This is a genomic window from Acinetobacter sp. YH12040 (genome assembly GCF_013420005.1).
Classification (GTDB): domain Bacteria; phylum Pseudomonadota; class Gammaproteobacteria; order Pseudomonadales; family Moraxellaceae; genus Acinetobacter; species Acinetobacter amyesii.
The window spans coordinates 195,816-217,879 of sequence record NZ_VOZB01000001.1 but is presented as its reverse complement, the minus strand read 5'-3'; the positions used below and the strand labels follow the sequence as shown (position 1 = coordinate 217,879).

19 protein-coding genes and 1 pseudogene are annotated in these 22,064 nt (G+C 40.4%); 10 read left to right on the top strand and 10 right to left on the bottom strand.

Annotated elements, in window-relative coordinates:
* Nucleotides 1-28 precede the first annotated feature (28 nt).
* Nucleotides 29-1,402 carry a diaminobutyrate--2-oxoglutarate transaminase gene (locus FTT99_RS01015; protein WP_180035339.1) on the top strand — a complete coding sequence of 458 codons (1,374 nt, stop codon included), beginning with the start codon at nucleotides 29-31 and terminating at the stop codon, nucleotides 1,400-1,402.
* A 2-nt stretch (nucleotides 1,403-1,404) separates the two neighbouring features.
* Nucleotides 1,405-2,937 (top strand): aspartate aminotransferase family protein, encoded by a 1,533-nt coding sequence (locus FTT99_RS01010; protein WP_180129410.1) that lies wholly within the window; start codon nucleotides 1,405-1,407, stop codon nucleotides 2,935-2,937.
* Between the two features lie 356 nt (nucleotides 2,938-3,293).
* Here the strand turns inward: FTT99_RS01010 and FTT99_RS01005 are convergent.
* Nucleotides 3,294-4,346: pseudogene (locus FTT99_RS01005) on the bottom strand (Rieske 2Fe-2S domain-containing protein).
* A gap of 408 nt (nucleotides 4,347-4,754) precedes the next feature.
* Between FTT99_RS01005 and FTT99_RS01000 the strand changes: the two are divergent.
* From FTT99_RS01000 to FTT99_RS00975, 6 genes are all read left to right on the top strand, one after another.
* Nucleotides 4,755-5,780, top strand: coding sequence for a substrate-binding domain-containing protein (locus FTT99_RS01000; protein ID WP_180107529.1), 1,026 nt, complete (start codon nucleotides 4,755-4,757; stop codon nucleotides 5,778-5,780).
* Between the two features lie 100 nt (nucleotides 5,781-5,880).
* Complete coding sequence (gene pstC, locus FTT99_RS00995) at nucleotides 5,881-7,260, top strand: phosphate ABC transporter permease subunit PstC (RefSeq protein ID WP_180035336.1); 1,380 nt, start codon at nucleotides 5,881-5,883, stop codon at nucleotides 7,258-7,260.
* On the top strand, nucleotides 7,257-8,648 hold the full coding sequence (gene pstA / locus FTT99_RS00990; protein WP_078191850.1) for a phosphate ABC transporter permease PstA: 1,392 nt from the start codon (nucleotides 7,257-7,259) through the stop codon (nucleotides 8,646-8,648). Before pstC ends, pstA begins: the two co-directional genes overlap by 4 nt.
* Before the next feature lie 13 nt (nucleotides 8,649-8,661).
* Complete coding sequence (gene pstB / locus FTT99_RS00985) at nucleotides 8,662-9,585, top strand: phosphate ABC transporter ATP-binding protein PstB (RefSeq protein ID WP_218950056.1); 924 nt, start codon at nucleotides 8,662-8,664, stop codon at nucleotides 9,583-9,585.
* A 189-nt stretch (nucleotides 9,586-9,774) separates the two neighbouring features.
* Nucleotides 9,775-10,737, top strand: a complete 963-nt coding sequence (gene sohB / locus FTT99_RS00980) for a protease SohB (RefSeq protein WP_180161159.1) — start codon at nucleotides 9,775-9,777, stop codon at nucleotides 10,735-10,737.
* 341 nt (nucleotides 10,738-11,078) lie between these two features.
* Nucleotides 11,079-13,286: an Ig-like domain-containing protein gene (locus tag FTT99_RS00975; protein ID WP_180129412.1), complete on the top strand. Its 2,208-nt coding sequence runs from the start codon at nucleotides 11,079-11,081 to the stop codon at nucleotides 13,284-13,286.
* Between the two features lie 56 nt (nucleotides 13,287-13,342).
* On the opposite strand, the gene FTT99_RS00970 is transcribed toward FTT99_RS00975, so the two are convergent.
* A complete protein-coding gene (locus tag FTT99_RS00970) occupies nucleotides 13,343-13,972 on the bottom strand; it encodes a DUF2238 domain-containing protein (protein ID WP_180129413.1) in 630 nt (209 codons plus the stop codon).
* 212 nt (nucleotides 13,973-14,184) lie between these two features.
* Here FTT99_RS00970 and FTT99_RS00965 point away from each other — a divergent pair, with 212 nt between their 5' ends.
* Nucleotides 14,185-14,424, top strand: coding sequence for a hypothetical protein (locus FTT99_RS00965; RefSeq protein ID WP_180060146.1), 240 nt, complete (start codon nucleotides 14,185-14,187; stop codon nucleotides 14,422-14,424).
* Between the two features lie 158 nt (nucleotides 14,425-14,582).
* Here FTT99_RS00965 and purB read toward each other — a convergent pair whose 3' ends face one another.
* Genes purB through FTT99_RS00945 form a run of 4 tightly spaced genes read right to left on the bottom strand, consistent with a single transcriptional unit; the run spans nucleotide 14,583 to nucleotide 18,398 of the window.
* Nucleotides 14,583-15,971 (bottom strand): adenylosuccinate lyase, encoded by a 1,389-nt coding sequence (gene purB / locus FTT99_RS00960; protein ID WP_111884214.1) that lies wholly within the window; start codon nucleotides 15,969-15,971, stop codon nucleotides 14,583-14,585.
* Nucleotides 15,972-16,027: 56 nt separating this feature from the next.
* Nucleotides 16,028-16,759 (bottom strand): high frequency lysogenization protein HflD, encoded by a 732-nt coding sequence (hflD, locus tag FTT99_RS00955; protein ID WP_218954474.1) that lies wholly within the window; start codon nucleotides 16,757-16,759, stop codon nucleotides 16,028-16,030.
* 12 nt (nucleotides 16,760-16,771) lie between these two features.
* On the bottom strand, nucleotides 16,772-17,908 hold the full coding sequence (gene mnmA / locus FTT99_RS00950) for a tRNA 2-thiouridine(34) synthase MnmA (RefSeq protein ID WP_180093502.1): 1,137 nt from the start codon (nucleotides 17,906-17,908) through the stop codon (nucleotides 16,772-16,774).
* 4 nt (nucleotides 17,909-17,912) lie between these two features.
* Nucleotides 17,913-18,398, bottom strand: coding sequence for an NUDIX hydrolase (locus FTT99_RS00945; RefSeq protein ID WP_180010414.1), 486 nt, complete (start codon nucleotides 18,396-18,398; stop codon nucleotides 17,913-17,915).
* A gap of 181 nt (nucleotides 18,399-18,579) precedes the next feature.
* On the opposite strand from FTT99_RS00945, the gene FTT99_RS00940 reads away from it, so the two are divergent.
* Nucleotides 18,580-18,966 carry a hypothetical protein gene (locus FTT99_RS00940; protein ID WP_078191841.1) on the top strand — a complete coding sequence of 129 codons (387 nt, stop codon included), beginning with the start codon at nucleotides 18,580-18,582 and terminating at the stop codon, nucleotides 18,964-18,966.
* A gap of 132 nt (nucleotides 18,967-19,098) precedes the next feature.
* Here FTT99_RS00940 and FTT99_RS00935 read toward each other — a convergent pair whose 3' ends face one another.
* From FTT99_RS00935 to FTT99_RS00920, 4 genes are all read right to left on the bottom strand, one after another.
* Nucleotides 19,099-19,641 (bottom strand): hypothetical protein, encoded by a 543-nt coding sequence (locus FTT99_RS00935; protein ID WP_180161158.1) that lies wholly within the window; start codon nucleotides 19,639-19,641, stop codon nucleotides 19,099-19,101.
* Between the two features lie 88 nt (nucleotides 19,642-19,729).
* Nucleotides 19,730-20,272, bottom strand: coding sequence for a gamma carbonic anhydrase family protein (locus FTT99_RS00930; RefSeq protein ID WP_180035324.1), 543 nt, complete (start codon nucleotides 20,270-20,272; stop codon nucleotides 19,730-19,732).
* 103 nt (nucleotides 20,273-20,375) lie between these two features.
* The gene (dacC, locus tag FTT99_RS00925) at nucleotides 20,376-21,524 is read right to left on the bottom strand and encodes a D-alanyl-D-alanine carboxypeptidase PBP5/6 (protein ID WP_180130335.1); all 1,149 of its coding nucleotides are present in this window, start codon (nucleotides 21,522-21,524) and stop codon (nucleotides 20,376-20,378) included.
* Between the two features lie 118 nt (nucleotides 21,525-21,642).
* Nucleotides 21,643-22,029, bottom strand: coding sequence for an MCR_0457 family protein (locus FTT99_RS00920; RefSeq protein ID WP_111884221.1), 387 nt, complete (start codon nucleotides 22,027-22,029; stop codon nucleotides 21,643-21,645).
* Nucleotides 22,030-22,064 lie beyond the last annotated feature (35 nt).

The following is a 22,064-nucleotide window of genomic DNA, read 5'->3' as shown; positions in this document are numbered from 1 at the left end:
CAACCCATATCAGAGATGGTAATTCGATATGAGCGTTTCTTCTGTAAACCCTGCCACTAATTCTACTAACGAATACTATTTGACTCGCCAAAGCCAGATGGAATCCAATGTTCGTAGCTATCCGCGTAAACTTCCACTTGCGATAGCAAAAGCTTTAGGTTGTTGGGTTACTGATGTTGAAGGTACAGAGTACCTCGATTGTTTAGCTGGGGCAGGAACATTGGCATTAGGCCATAATCATCCTGCGGTAATTCAAAGTATCCAAGACACACTTGCAAGTGGCCTCCCATTGCATACTTTGGATTTAACAACGCCTTTAAAAGATGCTTTTACTGAAGCACTACTTGAGCAATTACCTGGTGGTAAAGAAGAGTATTGTCTACAGTTCTGTGGCCCGTCTGGTGCAGATGGTACAGAAGCAGCAATTAAATTAGCAAAAACTTACACTGGTCGTAGTTCAGTAATCAGCTTCTCAGGTGGCTACCATGGTATGACTCACGGTTCTTTAGCAATGACAGGTAACTTGTCTGCTAAAAATGCTGTGAACGGCTTAATGCCGGGTGTTCAATTTATGCCGTATCCGCATGAATACCGTTGCCCATTAGGCATAGGTGGTGAAGCGGGTGTAGACGCATTAACGTATTATTTCGAAAACTTCATTGAAGACGTAGAAAGCGGTGTAACGAAACCTGCAGCTGTAATCTTGGAAGCAATCCAAGGCGAAGGCGGTGTAGTGACTGCACCTGTAAAATGGTTAAAGAAAATCCGCGAAGTGACTGAAAAGCACAACATCGTGTTGATTCTTGATGAAGTACAAGCGGGCTTTGCACGTTCAGGTAAAATGTTTGCCTTTGAACATGCAGGTATTGAGCCAGACGTCATTGTAATGTCTAAAGCGGTAGGTGGTAGCTTACCACTTGCAGTATTGGGCATTAAACGTAAGTTTGACGCATGGCAACCAGCGGGTCACACGGGTACATTCCGTGGTAACCAACTTGCTATGGGTACTGGTCTTGCAACAATCAAAACCATCAAAGAGCAAAATCTTGCGCAAAATGCACAAGAGCGTGGTGACTTCTTACAAGCTGAAATTAAAAAATTAGCGGTAGAATTCCCATGTATCGGCAACGTACGTGGCCGTGGTTTGATGATTGGTGTTGAAATCGTTGATGAACGTCAAAAAGCAGATCACATGGGTTCTTTACCAGGTGATTCTCAATTGGCAGCAGCAATTCAAGCAGCATGTTTCAACAACAAATTGTTGTTAGAAAAAGGTGGTCGTAACGGTACAGTCATTCGTTTACTTTGCCCATTGATTATCAATCAAGCTGAATGTGAAGAAGTGATCGTTCGCTTCAAGAAAGCACTTGCTGAAGCACTTGTTGCAACTCGAGGCGCGTAATAATGGTTGATTTTGCAGAACATCGTAAAGCGTTATTCTGCAATGATGCACAATCCATTGCTGACTACCAGTCAGCAATGGGCGAAGCGGTAAAAGCCGTTTCTGCATGGTTGCAAAATGACAAAATGTACACCGGCGGTAGTATTAAAGAGCTTCGTAGTGCAATTGCATTCAATCCTTCTAAAGAAGGTATGGGTGTACAAAAATCACTAAACCGTATGGTTGAGCTGTTCTTAAACAAAAGCTTAAAAGTACATCACCCACATTCTTTAGCGCATTTGCATTGCCCAACAATGGTAACAAGCCAAATCGCTGAAGTGCTCATTAACGCGACAAACCAATCTATGGACTCATGGGATCAAAGCCCTGCAGGTTCATTGATGGAAGTTCAGTTAATTGACTGGCTTCGCCAAAAAGTTGGTTATGGTGCAGGTCAAGCAGGTGTATTCACCTCTGGCGGTACGCAGTCTAACTTAATGGGTGTTTTGCTTGCACGTGATGCATGTATTGCTAAAAACTGGAAAGACGAAAACGGTAACCCGTGGTCTGTTCAGCGTGATGGCGTACCTGCGGAAGCAATGCGTAACGTAAAAGTGATCTGTTCTGAAAATGCACACTTCTCTGTGCAAAAGAACATGGCCATGATGGGTATGGGTTTCCAATCTGTTGTCACTGTTCCTGTAGATGCAAATGCACGCATGGATATAGACGCGCTTGAGAAAACCATGGCGCACCTTCAAGCTGAAGGTAAAATTGTAGCATGTGTGGTTGCAACTGCGGGTACAACCGATGCAGGCGCAATTGACCCATTGAAAGAAGTTCGTGCAATCACCAATAAATATGGCGCGTGGATGCATATCGACGCAGCATGGGGCGGTGCGTTAATTTTATCAAATGATTACCGTGATATGTTGGATGGCATTGAGCTTTCTGACTCGGTAACGCTTGATTTCCATAAGCATTACTTCCAAACGATTTCATGTGGCGCATTCTTGCTTAAAGATGAAGCGAACTATCGTTTCATGCATTATGAAGCTGAGTACTTAAACTCTGCTTATGATGAAGAGCATGGCGTACCTAACCTAGTATCTAAGTCATTACAAACAACTCGCCGTTTTGACGCGTTGAAATTGTGGATGACTGTTGAAGCACTAGGTGAAGAGCTTTATGGTTCAATGATCGATCACGGTGTTGCTTTAACCCGTGATGTTGCAGCATATATTGATGCAACTGATGGTCTAGAAATGTTGGTTGATCCTCAATTTGCATCTGTATTGTTCCGTGTAATCCCTGAAGGTTACCCAGCAGAATTGTTAGATACATTGAACCAAAACGTAGCAGACGAATTGTTTGCACGTGGTGAAGCGAATATTGGTGTTACTAAAGTAGGTCAGGTTCAATCTTTGAAAATGACGACCTTAAGCCCAGTAGCGACTTTAGACAACGTGAAGAACTTGCTTGCTCTGGTGCTTGCAGAAGCGGATCGTATCAAAGGCCCAATCGCTGACGGTACATATACACCTGCAATTGACTAATTGTCATTTTGTAATTGTAGAAGAAGGGGCTCGTAAGAGCTCCTTTTTTTTTAAATGAAAAGGTGCTTAATTTATTACATTACCACAATTTTTCATTGAATAATGATAGTTTACTGCGTAGGCAGATTGTTACTTTGAGGGATCAAAGTATCTAAAATCCTTCTCAGGTAAAAGGTACATCCATGTGACCATTACCTTATAGTGACATCCCTGTCGCCAGTCGCGATATTCATTGATGTTTATCATTTGATGAATGAGATACCACAATATTTATAACCAATATAAGGCTTGTAAAGGAGTTTCCCTCTCCTTGTAGGAGAGGGTTAGGGTGAGGTGAATGCAATACGATATTGATGTTATGCCGCAAATAATGGACTTAAACCTTTTTTACGCAATAATTTGCGGTACATGCTGGAACTGCGGTCCGCTGGAAAATGCGCTTCGATGCTTAAATCTAAGGGTAAATATTCAGGCTTTTGCGATTCAGAGACTAAACGGTCCTCCTCAAATATTTTCAGGTTAAAGTCATAAGCATCTTCGACAGGTAAGTCTTTGTCATAATTGCGGCAAATGGGAGCAAATAGACGGGTAGAACGAGCAGTCATCGGTGAAGCCGCATTCATAATCACTTGCTTGCTGTTATTTGGAAAATGAATCGTCAGCGTTGCAGTAAACGGCAGATGAATTTCAAAATGGCGCAGCCATTGGAAACCCTTTTGTCCGCGCTGTTCTAAACCAATTTGATAGCGCCCAACACTGCTCCAATAGTCTGCATTAAAGCCAGTTTCTGTTTCGATGGTCGTGTAGTCAGGTACTTCTACATTTGCAGGGGCGCCAAACGTATCGGGATGTACCCATGCAAAATGCGCAACATCAATAAAACCTTCAAGCTGCCGGCCTGCAAAACATTGAAAATCTACCGTTGGACAAACCAATTGTTGAAAATCTGCATCTTCCCAATTGGGCATGCTAGGTATATTGGGTTCAGCTTCAGAATGAGCCGTCAGATTGCACTAGATCAAACCATAGCGCTCTACCGCTGCATAGGTGCGTAAATTAAAGCGCGGTGAAATTTTCTGTTCTGGATATGCAGGAATACGGTTGCAATGACCATGTTCATCAAAGCGTAAGCCATGATATCGGCAGACCACGCCTTGACCATCATTCTTGCCTAAACTTAGGGGTACGCAGCGGTGTGGGCAGGCATCTTTAGCTACAATCAGTTCATCTCCCATTTTATAAATGACGAGCGGCATATCTAAAAGCATGGTGCCATAAGGCTGTTCTGTAATGTCTCGAGTGAGTGCAATCGGATACCAATATTTCGTAAGTAAGTGCCAGTCATGTTCTTCAAAAGTCATATGCACAGGCAAGCCTGGATTAAATGTCGCAATGGCTTTACTGGTTATTTTAGGCTCTGTTTTTATGTAAAGTTGCATATTGAGCTAACTAAAAATGTAATGAAATTTTAATTATTGGAATAACATGGAATAAAAAATCGAACATGCAAATGTGCATCATTCAGAAAAAGAGGACAATTTGAAAAAAGAAAATAAGACAAAATATGACAGTGATATGAATTCTTACGAATATCAAAGTAGAAATATATAAGACCAATACTTTGATAAATTTCATTACGTATTGAAAAATAAAGAATTATATTTAAATCAATGAGCAATCATCAATTATCATAAAAGCGTCATAAAGATGTAACCTAACTGTCATACTCTAAAATCAAAATGCGTATATCGAAAAAGTACAAGACTTTATTAGAAAGTGGCGTACTCCAATAAATGCATCAATAAAGAGAGATGAGAATGCGCTTCAATCATATCGCAATTGCGTTGGCACTTTCAGGGGCAGCTGTTGCAACAACTGCAAATGCAGCTCGTGACACGATCCAAATTGCTGGTTCTTCTACAGTTTTGCCTTATGCAAGTATTGTTGCAGAAGAGTTTGGTAATACATTCCCACAATTTAAAGCACCTGTTGTAGGTTCTGGTGGTACTTCTGGTGGTTTGAAACAATTCTGTAATGGCGTTGGTGATAACACTATCGATATTGCTAATGCATCTCGTAAAATTAAAGACACTGAGCTTGCTGCTTGTAAAAAAGCAGGTGTAAACCAAGTTCTTGAGATTAAAGTAGGTTATGACGGTATCGTGTTTGCATCAAACGCTAAAAAAGCGGCATTCAAACTTCGCCCACAGCACGTATTTGCTGCACTTGCTGCTGAATTACCTTCAAAAGGTAAATTGGTTCCAAACCCATACACACGTTGGAATCAAATCGACCCAACTTTACCAAACGAAGCAATCACTTTAGTTATTCCTGCATCAAATCACGGTACTCGTGAAGTATTCCAAGAGAAAATGGTAGATGCTGGCTGTGAAACTTACCAAGCATTTGCGAAGCTAGATAAAGATGCAAAGAAAAAGGCATGTTCTACATTCCGTAAAGATGGCCGTGTAATTGAAATTGCTGGTGACTATACAGAGACATTGGCACGCTTAAAAACTTCACCTAACGCTGTAGGTGTATTCGGTTTAGGTTTCTATGATCAAAACCGTGACAAATTACGTGTAGCGACAGTAAACAATGTTGCGCCATCTGAGAAAACAATTCTGAATGGTTCTTACCCTGTATCACGTCCATTGTTCTTCTACGTGAAAGGTGAGCATCTTAAATCAATCAAAGGCTTGAAAGAATTTACAGAATTCTTTGTAAGCAAAAAAGTATCTGGTAAAGGTTCTAAGCTTGAAAAAGCAGGTCTGATTTCAATGTCTGACAAAGAACGTGCTGCGGTACTTGCAAACTTTAAAGCTGGTAAAGCAGTTAAATAAAAGTATGGAATTAGCCAATGGCAGGGTCGACCTGCCATTGGTTTTTTTGCAAAGAAACAGTTTTTTCAAGAAGGGCTTTTGAAAAAACAGTGGAGATTACATGAATCTGCTACTTATTGGTGTGTTGCTCGCAATTATTGCAATCGCTTATCAAGTTGGACTGACCAAAAGTCGCAAACTTGCAGGTAAAGGCAATAACTCAGCAATGTTGCATTCACGACCGGGCTATTATGGTGTTTTGGTCGCTTTATGGTGTGGGATTCCCGCTTTTTTAATCTTGATTGTTTGGAACTTGGTTGAACCGAGTATTTTTCAACACGTTATTTTAAATAATGTCCCAGAAAATATTCGTTTAGATTTAGATCCTGCAAGCACAAGCGTAATGGTTGACCGCGTCCAAGCGATTGCTTCTGGTTTTGGAGTAAGTGATACGCCAGCTGCATATGAACTTGCAGCAGCAGAACAGTTACAGAAAATTGAAAACATCGGCTCATATGCAAAATTGGCCGTTGTGATTTGTGCGGCATTGATTGGTTTAGTTATGGCTAAACGCCGCATCGCAGAAAAATATCGTGCACGTAATCAAGTCGAAAAAGTTATTAATATCGCATTGGCACTATGTTCCGGTGTGGCAATCCTGACAACAGTTGGCATTGTGATGTCGATGTTCAGTGAAGCCATGCGTTTCTTTAGTTTTGTCAGTCCACTCGATTTCTTCTTGGGCACTGAATGGAACCCAGGTTTTAGTACATCAGGGAATGCCGAAGGTAGTTATGGTTTGCTGCCACTCCTTTGGGGCACACTCATGGTTAGTGGTATTGCACTACTGGTTGCTGTTCCGGTTGGTCTGATGATTGCGATTTATTTGGCTGAATATGCAAAGCCAAGTTTCCGTGCTTGGGCAAAACCTGCCATAGAAGTTCTCGCAGGTATTCCAACCATCGTTTACGGTGTATTTGCCTTAATGATTATTGGACCCTTTGCAAAACAGCTTGGCGCATATATTGGACTCGATATTAATGCAACCAGTGCTCTAACAGCAGGCTTTGTGATGGGGATTATGATTATCCCATTCGTTTCATCATTATCTGATGACATCATTACTCAAGTTCCTCGCGCGCTTCGTGACGGTTCACTCGGTTTGGGTGCAACAAAATCAGAAACTATTCGCCAAGTAGTGATACCTGCAGCTTTGCCGGGCATTATCGGTGCATTCTTATTGGCAGCATCTCGTGCGATTGGTGAAACCATGATTGTGGTACTTGCAGCAGGGAACAGTCCTTTACTACACATTAATCCGCTCGAAGCAGTGTCTACAGTCACCATTACCATCGTAAACCAATTAACAGGTGATACAGACTTTGCGAGTCCTCAAGCATTGGTTGCTTTTGCACTCGGTTTAACACTGTTTGTGATTACCTTAGGGCTGAATATTGTTGCACTGTACATTGTGCGTAAATACCGTGAGCAATACGAATGAGTACGACGAATACATCAAACATGGATCAAAAATTTGATTCACATGCAGCCGCTGAGCTTCGTGAAAAACGTAAGAAAATCATTGAAAACTCTTTGGCGAAAAGACATCGTAAAGAAAAGACCTTCCGTGTCTTGGGCTTTAGTGCAGTAGTGACTGGTTTATTTTTCGTCGTGCTATTGTTTGGTAGTATTTTAGCCAAAGGTTTACCTGCATTTTGGCAAAGCTCAATGACGGTACCTGTGTTTTTTGATCCAAACATTGTCAAAGTTGGTGCGAAACCAATTCAAAAAGAAGGTGAATCACCTGCACAGTTCCAAGAGCGTTACATTGCTTGGCAAACTGAAATGGGCATGGTGGATTGGGATGCGCTCATCGTAAATGGCATCATAGCAAAAGATCCAGCGATTGCCTCACAACGTGATGATCTCAACAGTTTATATACAAGTTCAGAAGCTTATCGCTTACGTGACATGGTAATGGCAGATCCGTCATTGATTGGTCAAAAACAAGATTTTAAAATCCTTGCAGATGCTAATGTCGATGTCTGGTTGGCTGGTAATATTGACCGCAGCTTGCCTGATGAACAGCAACAATTGAGCCCAGAAGTACGCCAACTTGCAGATAAACTTAAAGCTGATGGTGTTATTACTAACTCATTTAATACTGAAATATTTAAGAATCCAGACTCTCGTAGCTCACCTGCAACTTCAGGTTTAGCTGGGGCGTTTATGGGGTCGTTATTTATGATGCTGATCGTGATCATTATTTCGATTCCAATTGGTGTAGCATCTGCAATTTACTTAGAAGAGTTTGCACCTAAAAACTGGATTACCGATGTTGTCGAAGTCAACATTAACAATCTAGCAGCGGTTCCTTCGATTGTCTTTGGTTTGCTTGGTGCAGCGATCTTTATTGGTTGGATGCATATGCCGCTTTCGGCTCCTGTGGTTGGTGGTTTAGTCTTAAGTTTGATGACTTTGCCAACGGTCATTATTACCACACGTGCTTCACTAAAAGCTGTTCCTCCATCGATCCGCCAAGCCGCTTTAGGTTTGGGTGCATCACGTTTACAAACTGTATTTCACCACGTCTTGCCACTGGCATTACCAGGTATCTTAACCGGTGCCATTATTGGTGTAGCGCAAGCCCTAGGTGAAACTGCTCCATTATTATTGATTGGTATGAGTGCCTTTGTAGCAAGTGTACCAGCCACTCCTTTAGATCAATCCACTGCATTACCTGTACAAATTTTCCTTTGGCAAGGTAATGAGCTACGTAACTTCTTTGAAGGACGTACCGCAGCAGCAATCATTGTACTTCTTGCTCTCATGATCGGCTTAAACAGTTTAGCCATCTGGTTACGTAAGAAATTTGAAGTACGCTGGTAATTGAGGGCATTATATGAATAGCGTCGTTACAACTGAAAAGAATTCCTTATATCAGGATAAGTCCGTGAATCCAGAACAAACACAATTTACCTCTGCTCAGGGCAGCCAAAAACAAACCAATACTGCGTTTGTGTCACAATTCGATACGCAATCTAGCGCGAAAAAAGATGCGAAATCGAGCAATGTGAAAATCAGTACCAATGATGTGCATGTGTACTATGGCGAATCTGAAGCGATCAAAGGCATTGATCTGAACATTTATGAAAATGAAGTGATCGCCTTTATTGGACCGTCTGGTTGTGGTAAGTCAACTTTCCTGCGTACGCTCAACCGTATGAATGACACGATTGATTCTTGTCGTGTGACAGGACAAGTGCTCATGGATAATCAAGACATCTATGATCCAAATCTTGATGTGGTATTACTGCGTGCCCAAGTAGGTATGGTTTTCCAAAAGCCGAACCCATTTCCAAAGTCAATCTTTGATAATGTCGCTTATGGTCCAAAACTGCATGGATTGGCGCGTGACAAATACGACATGGAAGAAATTGTTGAAAATAGTCTGCGTAAAGCAGGTCTTTGGGATGAAGTGAAAGACCGTTTGAGCCAACCGGGTACGGGGCTTTCAGGTGGTCAGCAGCAACGTCTTTGTATTGCGCGAACCATTGCAGTCAGTCCTGAAGTTATTTTGATGGATGAACCCTGTTCAGCACTGGATCCGATTGCAACTGCAAAAGTAGAAGAACTCATCACTGAACTTTCAGCGCAATATACCATTGCGATTGTGACGCACTCGATGCAACAAGCAGCACGTGTATCTGACCGTACCGCATATTTCCATTTGGGTGATTTGATTGAAGTGAATTCCACTGAAAAAGTCTTTACTCAACCGGATCATCAATTGACTGAAGCGTATATTACCGGGCGTTTTGGCTAATCTAGTCTGTCTAAAAAAGAGCCGAAAGGCTCTTTTTTTATGAAGTCAATAATTAGGTCAAAAAGTCTTGATAAAAATAAAATGCTCAATTTGGCTCAATGAGAATTATTTTCAAAAAATAGATTGAATTTTTGTGATGCAACCCACATGTTATACAACATAAATATGAATTAAATGAGTTTCAATTTTATGCTATTTCATAATCCCAAGTTGCCTGCGGAAATTCGTGTAAGTCACTTAAATGCACGTATTAATGAACAACGAAAAAAAATTGCGCAAACCACTGCATCTAAACTTGAGCTGCTGCAACTAAGCCAACAATTATCAAAAGAAGCGCGCGCACGTAAAAAGAATAACCAAAAAATTTATGTGATCGATTTTAATGGTGATACCGCTGCATCGGCGGTGACAAGCCTTCGTGAAGAAATTACCCTAATCTTAGCGACAGCAAAAGCTGGGCGCGACCGCGTAGTTTTACGTTTAGAAAGTCCAGGCGGGATGGTGCATGGCTATGGTCTGGCTGCAGCACAATTGGTACGTTTACGTGATGCTGGATTTAACTTAACCATTTGTGTGGACAAAGTTGCTGCAAGCGGTGGCTATATGATGGCCTGCATTGCAAATGAAATTGTTTCAGCACCATTTGCCGTAGTAGGTTCGATTGGTGTGGTTGCACAAGTGCCGAACTTTAACCGTTTATTGAAAGAAAAACATATCGATTTTGAGTTGTATACTGCGGGTCAGTTCAAACGTACCGTAACGATGTTTGGTGAAAATACTGCTGAAGGTAAAGCCAAATTTGAAGAAGAGTTGCAGCAAACCCATAACTTGTTTAAACACTTTGTTGAAAAATACCGTCCTCAGCTTAATGTCGATAAAGTTGCAACAGGTGAGCATTGGTATGGTCAAGATGCCATTGATCTTAATCTAGTCGATAAGCTCCAAACGTCAGATGAATATCTATTAAGTCTCATGCCACAACATGATGTATATATGATTGAAACCCGCAAAAAGCCAACCCTTGGTGAGAAGTTGGGCTTACAAGCAGCACAAATTGCGGACTCATTGGTGCCTGCTGTCATGTCTAAAGTGTTGGAGTCATTGAGCAAAGCCAATTCGAGTCTCGTGCAGTTGCGTGATCCTAAACTCTAAAATTGTTTTTGTTATGATGTCTTTAAAGCTCACTTCGGTGAGCTTTTTTTTATTCTAAATGACGCTACTTTGAAAATTGCAGCAAGCGCGGCTAATAAACAGCAATCCTTTATAAATACTTTGATAATTTTGATTATCCAAACTTGGCTGAATCTAAAATATTAAAATGGATAGAACCATAGAAACCGCTGTTATTGGCGTAGAATTTAAGGTGAATAATTAAATAAAAATAATTCTGATGAATTTACATCCAGAATGGTTTGTCTGTTCAGCACCAATTTGATAAGGTACTTAACTAATTATTTATTAGATGTTTATTACATAATAACACTGAGGGCGAAATGACAAAAATTGTCGTGATATCAAAGAAAGATCAAACGATTTTAAAAGAAACTCAGGCCACAAAAATACAAATATCTCAACCGTCCGTTATTCAGTTAGAACTCAAGCCAGCCGATATTCAGTCGATCCATCGAGTCGGAAATCAATGTGTGATTACCCTGAAAAATGGTCAAAAAATCGTGATTGATCATTTTTATACAGATGACTTTAGCTCTGATAATTCTTTGGTTTTACATAGTGGGCCAGAGCAATTTGAGCTAGTCGAAATGGATGTCGATGGCAAAACGGTGAGTTATCGTTCAGTGAATGAATTTGCGCAGCCTTTATCTGCATCGACACAGTTAAATCAGGCAACAACACCTGCTCAAGCTACGGAAGTTGCAAGTGAGGATGATGGCTCGCCATCACTACTTAAGGCAGGATTGGCGATCTTGGGTGCAGAAGCGGTATATCTGCTGGCTTTTGACAAAGAAGATGAACAATCCTCTAGCAATGACAAAACAGCGCCAAGTACGCCAACTGGAAGTTTTGATAGTGACGGAAAAGTCGTGTCCGGTAAGGCGGAAGTGGGTGCAACGGTTTATATCGTAGATGCGAAAGGCAATACGATTGGTCAATCTAAAGCAGATGCTGATGGCAACTATAAAATTACTTTAGATGACGCGATTACAGACGGCAATCGCGTGATTTTGTACGCTAAAGACAAGGCGGGAAATAGTTCTCAATCGACGATATTGACGGGTAGTAAAGATACAATTTCGCCGGACGCGGCAAATGCACAAGTGGATGAAAGCGGTAAGTTTGTCTCAGGTTCTGCCGAAGCGGGTGCAAAAGTATATGTTTATGCTGCAGATGGCACAACGCTTTTAGGTGGGCCTGTGACTGCGGCAAGTGATGGCAATTTCTCCATTGCATTAAGTGATACTTTACAAGCAGGTGAGACGGCTAAAGTCATTGTAGAAGATAAAGCTGGCAATAAATCTGAAGTGCAGTTGGTTGAAATGGGCAAAGATACGCTTCGACCTGATCAACCTAAAATTGAAGTGAATAAAGCCGGAACTGAACTGGTTGGTACGGCTGAAGCCAACAGCACCATTCAAATCTTAGATGCAAATTCACAAGTCATTGCTACTACTACGGTAGATGCCAATGGTCAATTTAAACTGACATTGTCCCCAGCACTGTCGGATAGTAATAAGACAACTATTATTGTGGTTGATGCAGCAGGCAATCAATCGGTACCTTTAAATGTCACTGCTGGAACGGATAATACGGCACCCGTCGCGCCAACAGCAACAATCAATACTGATGGTACAGAAGTCTCAGGAAGTGCTGAAATTGGTGCCAAAATTACCATTAAAAACAGTGCGGGAAATACGCTTGGTACTGCAACTGTAGGCGACGATGGTCGCTATACGGTGAAATTAAGCAGCGCAATAACAGATAATAATATTGTCCAAGTGACTGCGACAGATGCGGCTGGCAATAGCTCAAAGAGCACGCAAGTTATTGGGACAAAGGATACTATTGCACCATCTGCTCCGACATTGACGACGGTGTATGATGATCGAGAGACTACAAAGCTCACCATTAAACAGGGGGAGAGCACTCAAGATTCCACCCCTAGTTTTGAAGGTAAAAGTGAGGCCAATGCCACGATTACCATTTATAAAAATGGCATCGCAGTGGCAACCGTCAAAGCAGATACCAGTGGAAAATGGTTGTATACACCAGAGTCTGACTTAGCCGCAGGCAAGTACAGTTATAGTTTTACCCAAACGGATGCGGCAGGAAATACCAGTGCGAAAAGCTCAGCATTTGATTTTACCGTTGAAGCGATGACAGTTGCTAAAGCGAGTTTATTCTTGATGCCATTAGAGCAGGCTTCGGATGAATTACATGATCAAGCATCGCTGTTAATAGATGATAATAATGTATTCGATGTACTTGTGCAGCATAGTGTGTCGAGCTTTGGCTTAAACGAAACAAGCTCTTTTATTTCTGATGATCAAATCGATTTGAACGGCATATTGAGTAATCCTGAACCCAACAATGCTCTTGATGTAATATCTGGTGATTCATCTCATTTAAATGTCTCTACTAATCCTGTATTGGATGTCGCAGCAGTTTCAAATACATCGTTACAAACAGCATGGGGTGCTTTAGATCCATTAGATCAAGCCTTAAATGCGCTACCACTGTATTAATACATCCATTCTTGTATATAGCGATAAAAAAGCACTCGGATGAGTGCTTTTTTTATTTAAGATTGTTTCTGATTGAAATATAAAAGGCCACCAGTGATCATCGCACCAAGTGTTGCAAGCAGCATATCTTTATGTGCATCCCAAATATCACCTTGTTGCCCATTATAATTTTCAGCTTCTTCTGGTGATAAGCCAATGGCAATCAGCCATTCGATCCATTCATAAAATAAACTGGTCGCCATGACGAATTGTACGACCAATAAAAAGAGTGTTCCGGCTTTTAACTGCGGTAGCCAGATTTGAAATATGCGATAAAAGAACGGGTAGAGCAGCAAACCATAGGCAAGATGTACAAGCCGATCATACATATTCCGAGTCCATCCCATGCTTTGGTCAAGGTTGAAACCGAGGAGAGCTTGTGTCCATTCAGAATAAGGCACATAAGAATATAAATAATGGGCACCAATGACATGAATCAGTAAAAAGCCAAGATACAGACAAACTGTTGTGAAAGTTAGCCCTATTTTATAGAGGAAAACGAGCAACACGATCAGCATAAACGCTGTGCCTATTTGATGGAGGATATACGCTTCCATTTCTAAAGGTTGGATACTGGCGATCACAATGGCAAGCGTTAATAACGCAAAAGCTAAGATGTGCTTAAGTTTTAATTTGAAATCAATCATGAAAAGGCAAAGCTCAAAATTTTTATCGGTGTGCAGTGGTTATAATTCGCGGCAAGTATAGCCATAATGCGATGAAAAGTGTTAGTTAGACGGCGCTAGAATTTGTGCATTATTTTTTCAAATGTCTTTAGTTTGCGGCTGGGGATAAGTATTTTTAAAAAGATTGTATTAAACTCAGATGAATATCGATGTTTAAGTATTTGGAAGTAACTATGGCCGTTGTTGAGGCATTTATTGCGACTCAAAATTGTTATTTTAACTATGAGTTTGAAGAACTTAATTTAACAGATGATTTTCCAGAAGAGCTCTCTGTATCTTTGCGCGGCATGATGTTTCGCCATGAAATTCAGTATCCCAATGCCACATATTATGTTTATTATTCAGATGTTTTAACAGGCTGTGAATTACAACGGATGAAAGATGATTGGGCGAAATATTGCCCTGCAGAATAAAATTACTTCTAAATTTTCTCTCTCCTTGTATAAGAGGGTTTGGAGGTGGAAATTCTCATCCTCTTGCGGAGCATGCTCCTCATCTCAAAGAGAGAAGGAGTATATAGGTGGAAACAAAAAACGAGGCATGATGCCTCGTTTTTTTGATCTATCTAAAATCAGATTTTAGAAATAAGATCTTTAATGTTTGCTGCTTGAGTCGATGCATTACCTGTATAAGTCGCAGGTGTCATTTCTGCAAGGCGTGCACGGTCAGCAGCAGGAACAGCTTCAAGCTCATTACCATTTACGAAATCAACCATCATTTCGCGAGTCATTGCTTGACCACGAGTGAGGGCTTTAAGTTTTTCGTATGGTTTTTCAACTGCATAACGACGCATAACAGTTTGAATCGGTTCAGCAAGCACTTCTTGAGCATGGTCGAGGTCTTCTAGAATACGTTGAGCATTCAACTCAAGTTTGCCAATACCTTTAGAACAAGCTTCAAATGCAATCAAGCTTTGTGCAAAACCAACACCCATGTTACGAAGCACAGTTGAGTCAGTTAAGTCACGCTGCCAACGAGATACAGGAAGTTTTTCGCCTAAATGCGCAAGTACTGCATTTGCAATACCTAAGTTACCTTCAGAGTTTTCGAAGTCAATTGGGTTTACTTTATGCGGCATCGTTGAAGAACCAACTTCGCCTTCTTTCAAACGTTGTTTGAAGAAACCAAGTGAGATGTATCCCCAAACGTCACGGTTAAAGTCGATCAAAATCGTATTGAAACGACGTAGCGCATCAAAAAGTTCCGCCATGTAGTCATGTGGTTCGATTTGAGTGGTGTACGGGTTAAATTTTAAGCCTAAAGATTCAACAAATGCTTGTGAATGCGCAGGCCAGTTAATTTCAGGGTAAGCAGAGTAGTGCGCGTTGTAGTTACCTACTGCACCGTTAATTTTACCAAGTAATTCAACTTGTTTGAATTGCTTGATTTGACGTGCAAGGCGGTAAGCCACGTTCGCCATTTCTTTACCCAAAGTTGTTGGGCTTGCAGTTTGACCGTGTGTACGAGACAACATTGGTTGTTCAGCGTGTTGTTCAGCCAAAGCAACGATTGAATCGATGATTTGCTGCATTGCTGCAACTAAAACTTCACGGCCATTTTTAAGCATTAAAGCGTGAGACAAGTTGTTGATGTCTTCAGATGTACATGCAAAGTGAATAAATTCGCCTGCATTTTTAAGCTCATCGATATGTGCGATTTGCTCTTTTAAGAAGTACTCAACTGCTTTTACGTCATGGTTTGTTGTACGTTCAATTTCTTTAATGCGGTTTGCATTGTCTTCAGAGAAATTTGCAACGATTGCGTCAAGTGCAGCATTCGTTTCAGCACTGAATGCTGGAACTTCTGTGATTTCAGGACGGTTCGCAAGCGCTTGTAACCAACGCACTTCAACAGTCACACGAGCATGGATTAAACCAAACTCAGAGAGGAAGGGACGTAGAGCATCACATTTGCTTGCGTAACGTCCATCTAATGGAGAAAGTGCGGTTAAAGCGTTCATAGCGATTCCTTAAATTTTGGAATTAAACGTAAAACAAAAAGCCCGTACTGCATCAGTTAAACCACCTGATACTGTAAACGAGCGAGATCTTGAATATCTTGGAGCAGCTTACGCTTGCTGAAAATCATATCCCATGAGCTACCGCCGAGCTGACGCCATAAATGTGCCATTTGTAAGCCGGTAAATAAGGTGGCGCGAATGCGATTGGTATGAGAGGTGTCTTTAAATGCTTCGGCATTACCACGAACCATAATACGTGGATTAATTTGGCCAGCAGTTTCAATATAGGTTTGCGCTAAATTGGCAATGATACTTGGATGTAAATAATTATTATCGAAAAAGGAAAGCTGTCTTAGGATTTTTTGTTGGGATTGTTCAATGGATTCGACAAATTTGGGATTGCTGTAGACTTTCTTTTCTAACTGCAATAACGCCATCGCATACGTCATGGGTAGCTTGGTATTGGCAAGTTTAGGAAGTCTAGATTTGGGAGATGTATTGAAGGGTTGAGTAATGCTACTTTCTAAGGTCTTTAAACCCAGTGAAATATCCGCCAAACCACTAAAAAAATCGAGCGTCTGACTAGACTGATTCGACTTGGGACGGATATTTAAACTGGCTTTAATGAGATGTTCAAAATAAAAGTTACCGCTTTCCCCGATACTCTGTTGCCCAGTCAATGCAGTCATGTGAGTCAGCTGTGTTGCTTGAAATACAGCAGCTAACGCCAATGCACGATTTTGGCGAGTATTCAGAGTCTGAGGCTGTTGAAACGGTAACTCTGTCATCCGAAACAATCCTTATACAATAAAATCCGGTTTAGGCGCATTGGTATGATGAATCACACCGCCACCTAAACAAACTTCACCGGTGTAGAACACCACACTTTGACCCGGTGTAACAGCACGTTGTGGCTCATCGAACTCGACACGCACACCATTTGGCGCTGTAGAGTCTTTAAATAATGTACAGTCTTGGTCAGGCTGACGATAACGAGTTTTCGCTGTGCAGCGGAAACCTGATTCAGGAATCTCTTGTTCACCAGCCACCCAATCAATCGCTTCAGACCATAAAATGGTGCTTTGCATGAGTGGATGTTCATGACCTTGACCAACGACTAGGCGGTTACCCTCAATGTCTTTGTGAAGTACAAACCAAGCGCCTTCTTCAGCACCTTTTAGACCACCAAGACCGATGCCACCACGTTGGCCGAGCGTATAGTACATTAAGCCGTGATGTTCACCAACCTCTTTACCCGTGTCTAAGACGATTTTTCCGGGTTGAGCAGGTAAATATTGCTTTAAGAAGTCATTAAATCGACGTTCGCCAATAAAGCAGATGCCAGTAGAGTCTTTTTTCTTCGCAGTGGCTAAACCAAGTTCTTCAGCGATTTTACGCACTTGTGGTTTTTCAATTTCACCTACAGGGAACAAAGTTTTGTTAATTTCACGACCATGCACTGCATGTAGGAAATAGGTTTGGTCTTTATTGTTGTCTAGGCCACGCAGTAGAGGTGCATACTCTTCACCACGTGAATTTTTTAGCGTTTCACCACGACGGCAATAATGGCCTGTCGCAATAAAGTCAGCACCTAAGTTCACAGCATGGTCAAGAAATGCACGGAATTTAATTTCTTTATTGCAGAGAATATCTGGATTTGGTGTACGACCAGCGGCATATTCTTCTAAAAAATGCTCAAAGACACGGTCCCAATATTCCATCGCAAAGTTTGCGGTATGAAGTTTGATACCAATTTTGTCACAAACAGCTTGAGCATCGGCAAGATCTTCCATTGCCGTACAGTATTCCGTGCCGTCATCTTCTTCCCAGTTTTTCATGAAAAGACCTTCAACTTGATAACCTTGTTGAAGTAAAAGTGCTGCAGATACAGAAGAATCTACACCACCAGACATACCGACGATGACACGTTGTTGCATAGGATTAAGCATCCAAATTTGAAATTAAGGGAGAATTTTGGTGCTCGTAAATGAGCGATAAAGGAAATTTTTGACCTGAAAGAGCATCTTGTACAGCTTTGATGACTAATGGACTGCGCGCACGGGCAGACTCAATGAGTTCATCAAGCGTCATCCATACTGCACCGACAATACCTGTGTCTAACTGTGCATCGGAATGGTACTGAATGTCCTTAGCTAAGAAACAGAAACGGAAATAAGTACGATCAGGGAACATCGGAGGAGTATAAGTATACATGCCTAGGAGGTTCGTGATTTCTACATCATGACCTGTTTCTTCCATGGTTTCTCGAATGGCGGCTTCAATAATGGTTTCGCCAGCTTCAACATGACCTGCAGGTTGATTAAATACAGTATGGGTCACACCTTCTGTATGTTCTTCAACAAATAGGAATTTTCCGTCTTTTTCAACGACTGTAGCAACAGTGACATGAGCAGTCCAAGCGGTCATAGAAAAGCACCATGGGGTAAAAACGCTATTCTACAAAATTTAGGGAGCGGTGGCTATGATTGATTTTTTTCTTAATTTCCTTGAGATGCGTTTCAATATTGAAGTAAGAAGAACGTGGAGGAATCTTGTAAGATAAATCTATTGTACATATCTTCACACTGAAAAATATTTTGAGAATTAGATGAAAATACTAAGTTTATTTATATTTGTTATGTTAATGGTTAGTTGTACGGCAAAAAGCGGTGCTGATGAAAATTTGTTGCTTGTAGATGATGCAATTCTCGACGTTAAACAAACGCTGCCAAAGAAAAATAATGCATATACAGTTTGGAAAGATATATACAGAGATGGTGCAACTATTAAATTAATATATCAGATGGATAATTATACATTTCCAAAAGATAAAATATATTTGTTAGAAGAGTATGCAAAATCAGATTCTGTAAAGAATGTTATTTGCAAATCTTTATTGGAAACATTTGGTTGGGATTATTCTGTAGAGTCAATTACATATGATATGAATGATACAGTTTTATTTTCTTTTGTTTATAGTAAGAAAAATTGTTAAATAAAAGTGTATTGTTTAATTATTTAGTTAAATTATATTTTTGTCCAGTACTGACCGAATTGTTATAGATTTAACATTACAGCTTTTTAAAATACTTGCTTTAAAAAGCAGTAATGTTAAATATTAAAATCTTTATTCAATGAAGGGAGTCTTGTTATCACGAGGAAAATCAGGGAATAGCGTGTAAATCATATCAGGATTCTTTTGAAGACCCGCACCATCAATGTATTTCCACTCCTTACTTTCAATTGGACGTACGGCAAGCATGAAGGAAAGATCACCTGTCATTTTTCGACCATTCATAGAAATCGTGACTTGTTTAGGTACGGCACAAAACTCATTTCTACCAATGATATAACTTTGTTTTGGAGGATGAGTGTCAACTTGAGAGACATATATTTTATTTTGTTTAAAGGAGTTTGCAGCAAGTTCTAATATGGCATTATATTTATCTTTACCACCTGCATAATTGATAATAGATGAATCTGTTTTTTCGGTGATTAATGCATAATTACCCTTATTTAAGGCTGTGCCGATATCTTTAATTTCTTTGGCAATGATTTTTTCATAATCATCTTTACACTGCGTTGAATTCGCAAAAGCAGTTGTAGAGGTTAAAATTACGCCTGCAAAAAATATTCTAGTAATGAATAAAGTATAAGGTTTAATCAACATTAAAGAGTTACTCTGTATTTGAATTTGTCTGTCAATGAAGCATTTAGACATAAGCTGGAACTGTTAAAACTAAAAACGAATGCGTATATTATTTATTTTGATCAAGATAATTATTCGACACCTTCACATAATTCTGCGCTGAATAAGGCAAGAACGCTTTTTCTTTATCGGTCAGTGGGCGAACTTTCTTAACGGGACTGCCCACATATAAATAACCACTTTCTAGAACTTTATTGGGTGGGACAAGTGAACCAGCGCCTATCATCACATCATCTTCAACAATTACATCATCCAAAATAATCGTACCTATACCGACTAAAACACGATTACCAATAGTACAGCCATGCAATTTTACATGATGACCAATTGTGACATCTTCACCAATAATCAGTGGAGAACCCTCAGGCTTATCGGCTTTTTTATGACTCACATGCAACATTGAGTGATCTTGCACATTAGAGTTTTTACCAATACGAATATGGTTTACATCACCACGAATCACAGCAAATGGCCAAACAGAGACATTTTCAGCCAATACAACATCGCCAATCACCACTGACATTTCATCGATATAGCAAGAGTCAGCAATACGTGGAACAGTGTCTAAATAAGGGCGAATGTTTTGGCTCATAGGAAAGTCATCTACAGGTTTTTAGGCAGTATAAAATAAAAAAGCACCTAGACCGAAATCTAGATGCTTTCACTTTAGTCTTAATATCGAGTTTTCATCAAACTTAGAATAAGTTGCTAAAGAATTGTTTGATGTGATCAATCATTTTTGCAAAGAAACCAGCTTCTTCAACATTTTGTAGAGCTACAAGTGGTTTTTCAGCAATGACTTTGCCATTAAGCGTTGCAACGTATTTACCGACCACTTGACCTTGTTTTAAAGGAGCAGTTAATTTTGGTTGAACAACTAATTGAGTTTTAATGGCGTTCGCTTCGCCTTTAGGCATCGTCACGTTAAAGTTTTCAGCTAGACCTACTTGAACTTGATTGTCTTTACCGTACCAAACTTTTGCTTTTGCAAGCACTTGTTTAGCAGGTTGAACTTTTACAGTTTCAAAGTTTGCATAACCCCAAGCTAAAATTTCACGTGTTTGAGATGCACGCTCGTTCATGCTTGGCGCACCAAAGATCACTGAAATTAAACGTAAAGGACCACGTTTAGCTGAAGTCGTTAAGCAATAGCCCGCTTCTTCAGTATGACCAGTTTTTAAACCATCTACACTTGGGTCAGTATAAAGCAGGGCATTACGGTTGCCTTGCTTAATGCCATTGAACGTAAATTCTTTTTCAGAGTAGATCGGATAGTATTTTGAACTGTCATGAATGATATGTTGCGCAAGAGTCGCCATATCTTTGGCAGTCGAGAAATGTCCTTCAGCTGGCATACCTGTCGCATTGATGAATTGAGTATTCACCATGCCAATACGTTTCGCTTCTTGGTTCATCATGTGGGCAAAGGTGCCTTCATTGCCAGCAATATGTTCTGCCATAGCTTTAGAAGCGTCGTTACCCGACTGAATGATAATGCCACGTAACATTTCTAATGCAGTTGCAGTACCGTTGAGCGGAACGTACATACATGACTCAGTGCTGCTGCCGCGACACCAAGCCGACTCATTCATACGTACTTTTTCATTTTCAGTTAGTTCACCGCTTAATAACTTTTGCTCAATGATGTAACTGGTCATCATTTTTGTCATTGAAGCAGGAGCTAATTTTTCGTTTTCATTTTTAGAAGCAAGGATTTGCCCTGTCTCATAGTCCATCAGCACATAAGATTTATTATTTAATTCAGGTGGTGCAGAAAGGACAGTTGCCGCGAATGAAAAACTAGGTACAAGTAGTAATGCGGCAAGGGCGGTTTTTCGGGTCATTCTGGGTGGTTCCAATAACTTAGGTATAAGCACAAAGAGCCTAGCATTTTAGGACAAAGCTAGGCGGACTGCTATGGGGTGCAAGCGCTTATTTTAAAAGTATTGTAACCAATTGGTATTATTTGCTGTAAGCAGTCAATTCTTTGCAAATCGCACCATTTTTCTTATCGCCAGCTTTCTTCGCATCAGACTGCGCTTCTTTTAAAGCGTCTTTAAAACTTTTTTGTTTGCTGAGTTGCTGTAAAGCATTTACTGGGTTCTTTTCATTCGGCATATATTCTTTAGCTAATTTTGCATAACCCGCTTCAAACTTTGGTTGATCTTTGTCATTCACCAATTTTGGGCAGACTTCAGATAGTACATAGATAGCTGCAAGTTCTTGACTGGTCACTTGAGGTGTAGGGGTAACTTCAATTTTTTCATCTGCGGCATGTGCAGACATGGTAGTGAAAGCAAAAGCAGAAAGGCTAAGGGCACAAAGAGATTTTACAAAGGAGTTTTTCATTTAAATAACCTGTTAAATAACCTAAAAGATATCAA

Excerpts from the sequence above, each read along its gene's own strand:
- mnmA (WP_180093502.1), bottom strand. The coding sequence starts at position 17,908 with ATGCAACAACGTGTCATCGTCGGTATGTCTGGTGGTGTAGATTCTTCT.
- FTT99_RS00945 (WP_180010414.1), bottom strand. The coding sequence starts at position 18,398 with ATGACCGCTTGGACTGCTCATGTCACTGTTGCTACAGTCGTTGAAAAA.
- FTT99_RS01010 (WP_180129410.1), top strand. The coding sequence starts at position 1,405 with ATGGTTGATTTTGCAGAACATCGTAAAGCGTTATTCTGCAATGATGCA.
- hflD (WP_218954474.1), bottom strand. The coding sequence starts at position 16,759 with ATGACAGAGTTACCGTTTCAACAGCCTCAGACTCTGAATACTCGCCAA.
- pstA (WP_078191850.1), top strand. The coding sequence starts at position 7,257 with ATGAGTACGACGAATACATCAAACATGGATCAAAAATTTGATTCACAT.
- pstB (WP_218950056.1), top strand. The coding sequence starts at position 8,662 with ATGAATAGCGTCGTTACAACTGAAAAGAATTCCTTATATCAGGATAAG.
- sohB (WP_180161159.1), top strand. The coding sequence starts at position 9,775 with ATGCTATTTCATAATCCCAAGTTGCCTGCGGAAATTCGTGTAAGTCAC.
- FTT99_RS00940 (WP_078191841.1), top strand. The coding sequence starts at position 18,580 with ATGAAAATACTAAGTTTATTTATATTTGTTATGTTAATGGTTAGTTGT.
- FTT99_RS00930 (WP_180035324.1), bottom strand. The coding sequence starts at position 20,272 with ATGAGCCAAAACATTCGCCCTTATTTAGACACTGTTCCACGTATTGCT.
- FTT99_RS01000 (WP_180107529.1), top strand. The coding sequence starts at position 4,755 with ATGCGCTTCAATCATATCGCAATTGCGTTGGCACTTTCAGGGGCAGCT.
- pstC (WP_180035336.1), top strand. The coding sequence starts at position 5,881 with ATGAATCTGCTACTTATTGGTGTGTTGCTCGCAATTATTGCAATCGCT.
- purB (WP_111884214.1), bottom strand. The coding sequence starts at position 15,971 with ATGAACGCTTTAACCGCACTTTCTCCATTAGATGGACGTTACGCAAGC.
- FTT99_RS00970 (WP_180129413.1), bottom strand. The coding sequence starts at position 13,972 with ATGATTGATTTCAAATTAAAACTTAAGCACATCTTAGCTTTTGCGTTA.
- dacC (WP_180130335.1), bottom strand. The coding sequence starts at position 21,524 with ATGACCCGAAAAACCGCCCTTGCCGCATTACTACTTGTACCTAGTTTT.
- FTT99_RS00920 (WP_111884221.1), bottom strand. The coding sequence starts at position 22,029 with ATGAAAAACTCCTTTGTAAAATCTCTTTGTGCCCTTAGCCTTTCTGCT.
- FTT99_RS01015 (WP_180035339.1), top strand. The coding sequence starts at position 29 with ATGAGCGTTTCTTCTGTAAACCCTGCCACTAATTCTACTAACGAATAC.
- FTT99_RS00935 (WP_180161158.1), bottom strand. The coding sequence starts at position 19,641 with ATGTTGATTAAACCTTATACTTTATTCATTACTAGAATATTTTTTGCA.
- FTT99_RS00975 (WP_180129412.1), top strand. The coding sequence starts at position 11,079 with ATGACAAAAATTGTCGTGATATCAAAGAAAGATCAAACGATTTTAAAA.
- FTT99_RS00965 (WP_180060146.1), top strand. The coding sequence starts at position 14,185 with ATGGCCGTTGTTGAGGCATTTATTGCGACTCAAAATTGTTATTTTAAC.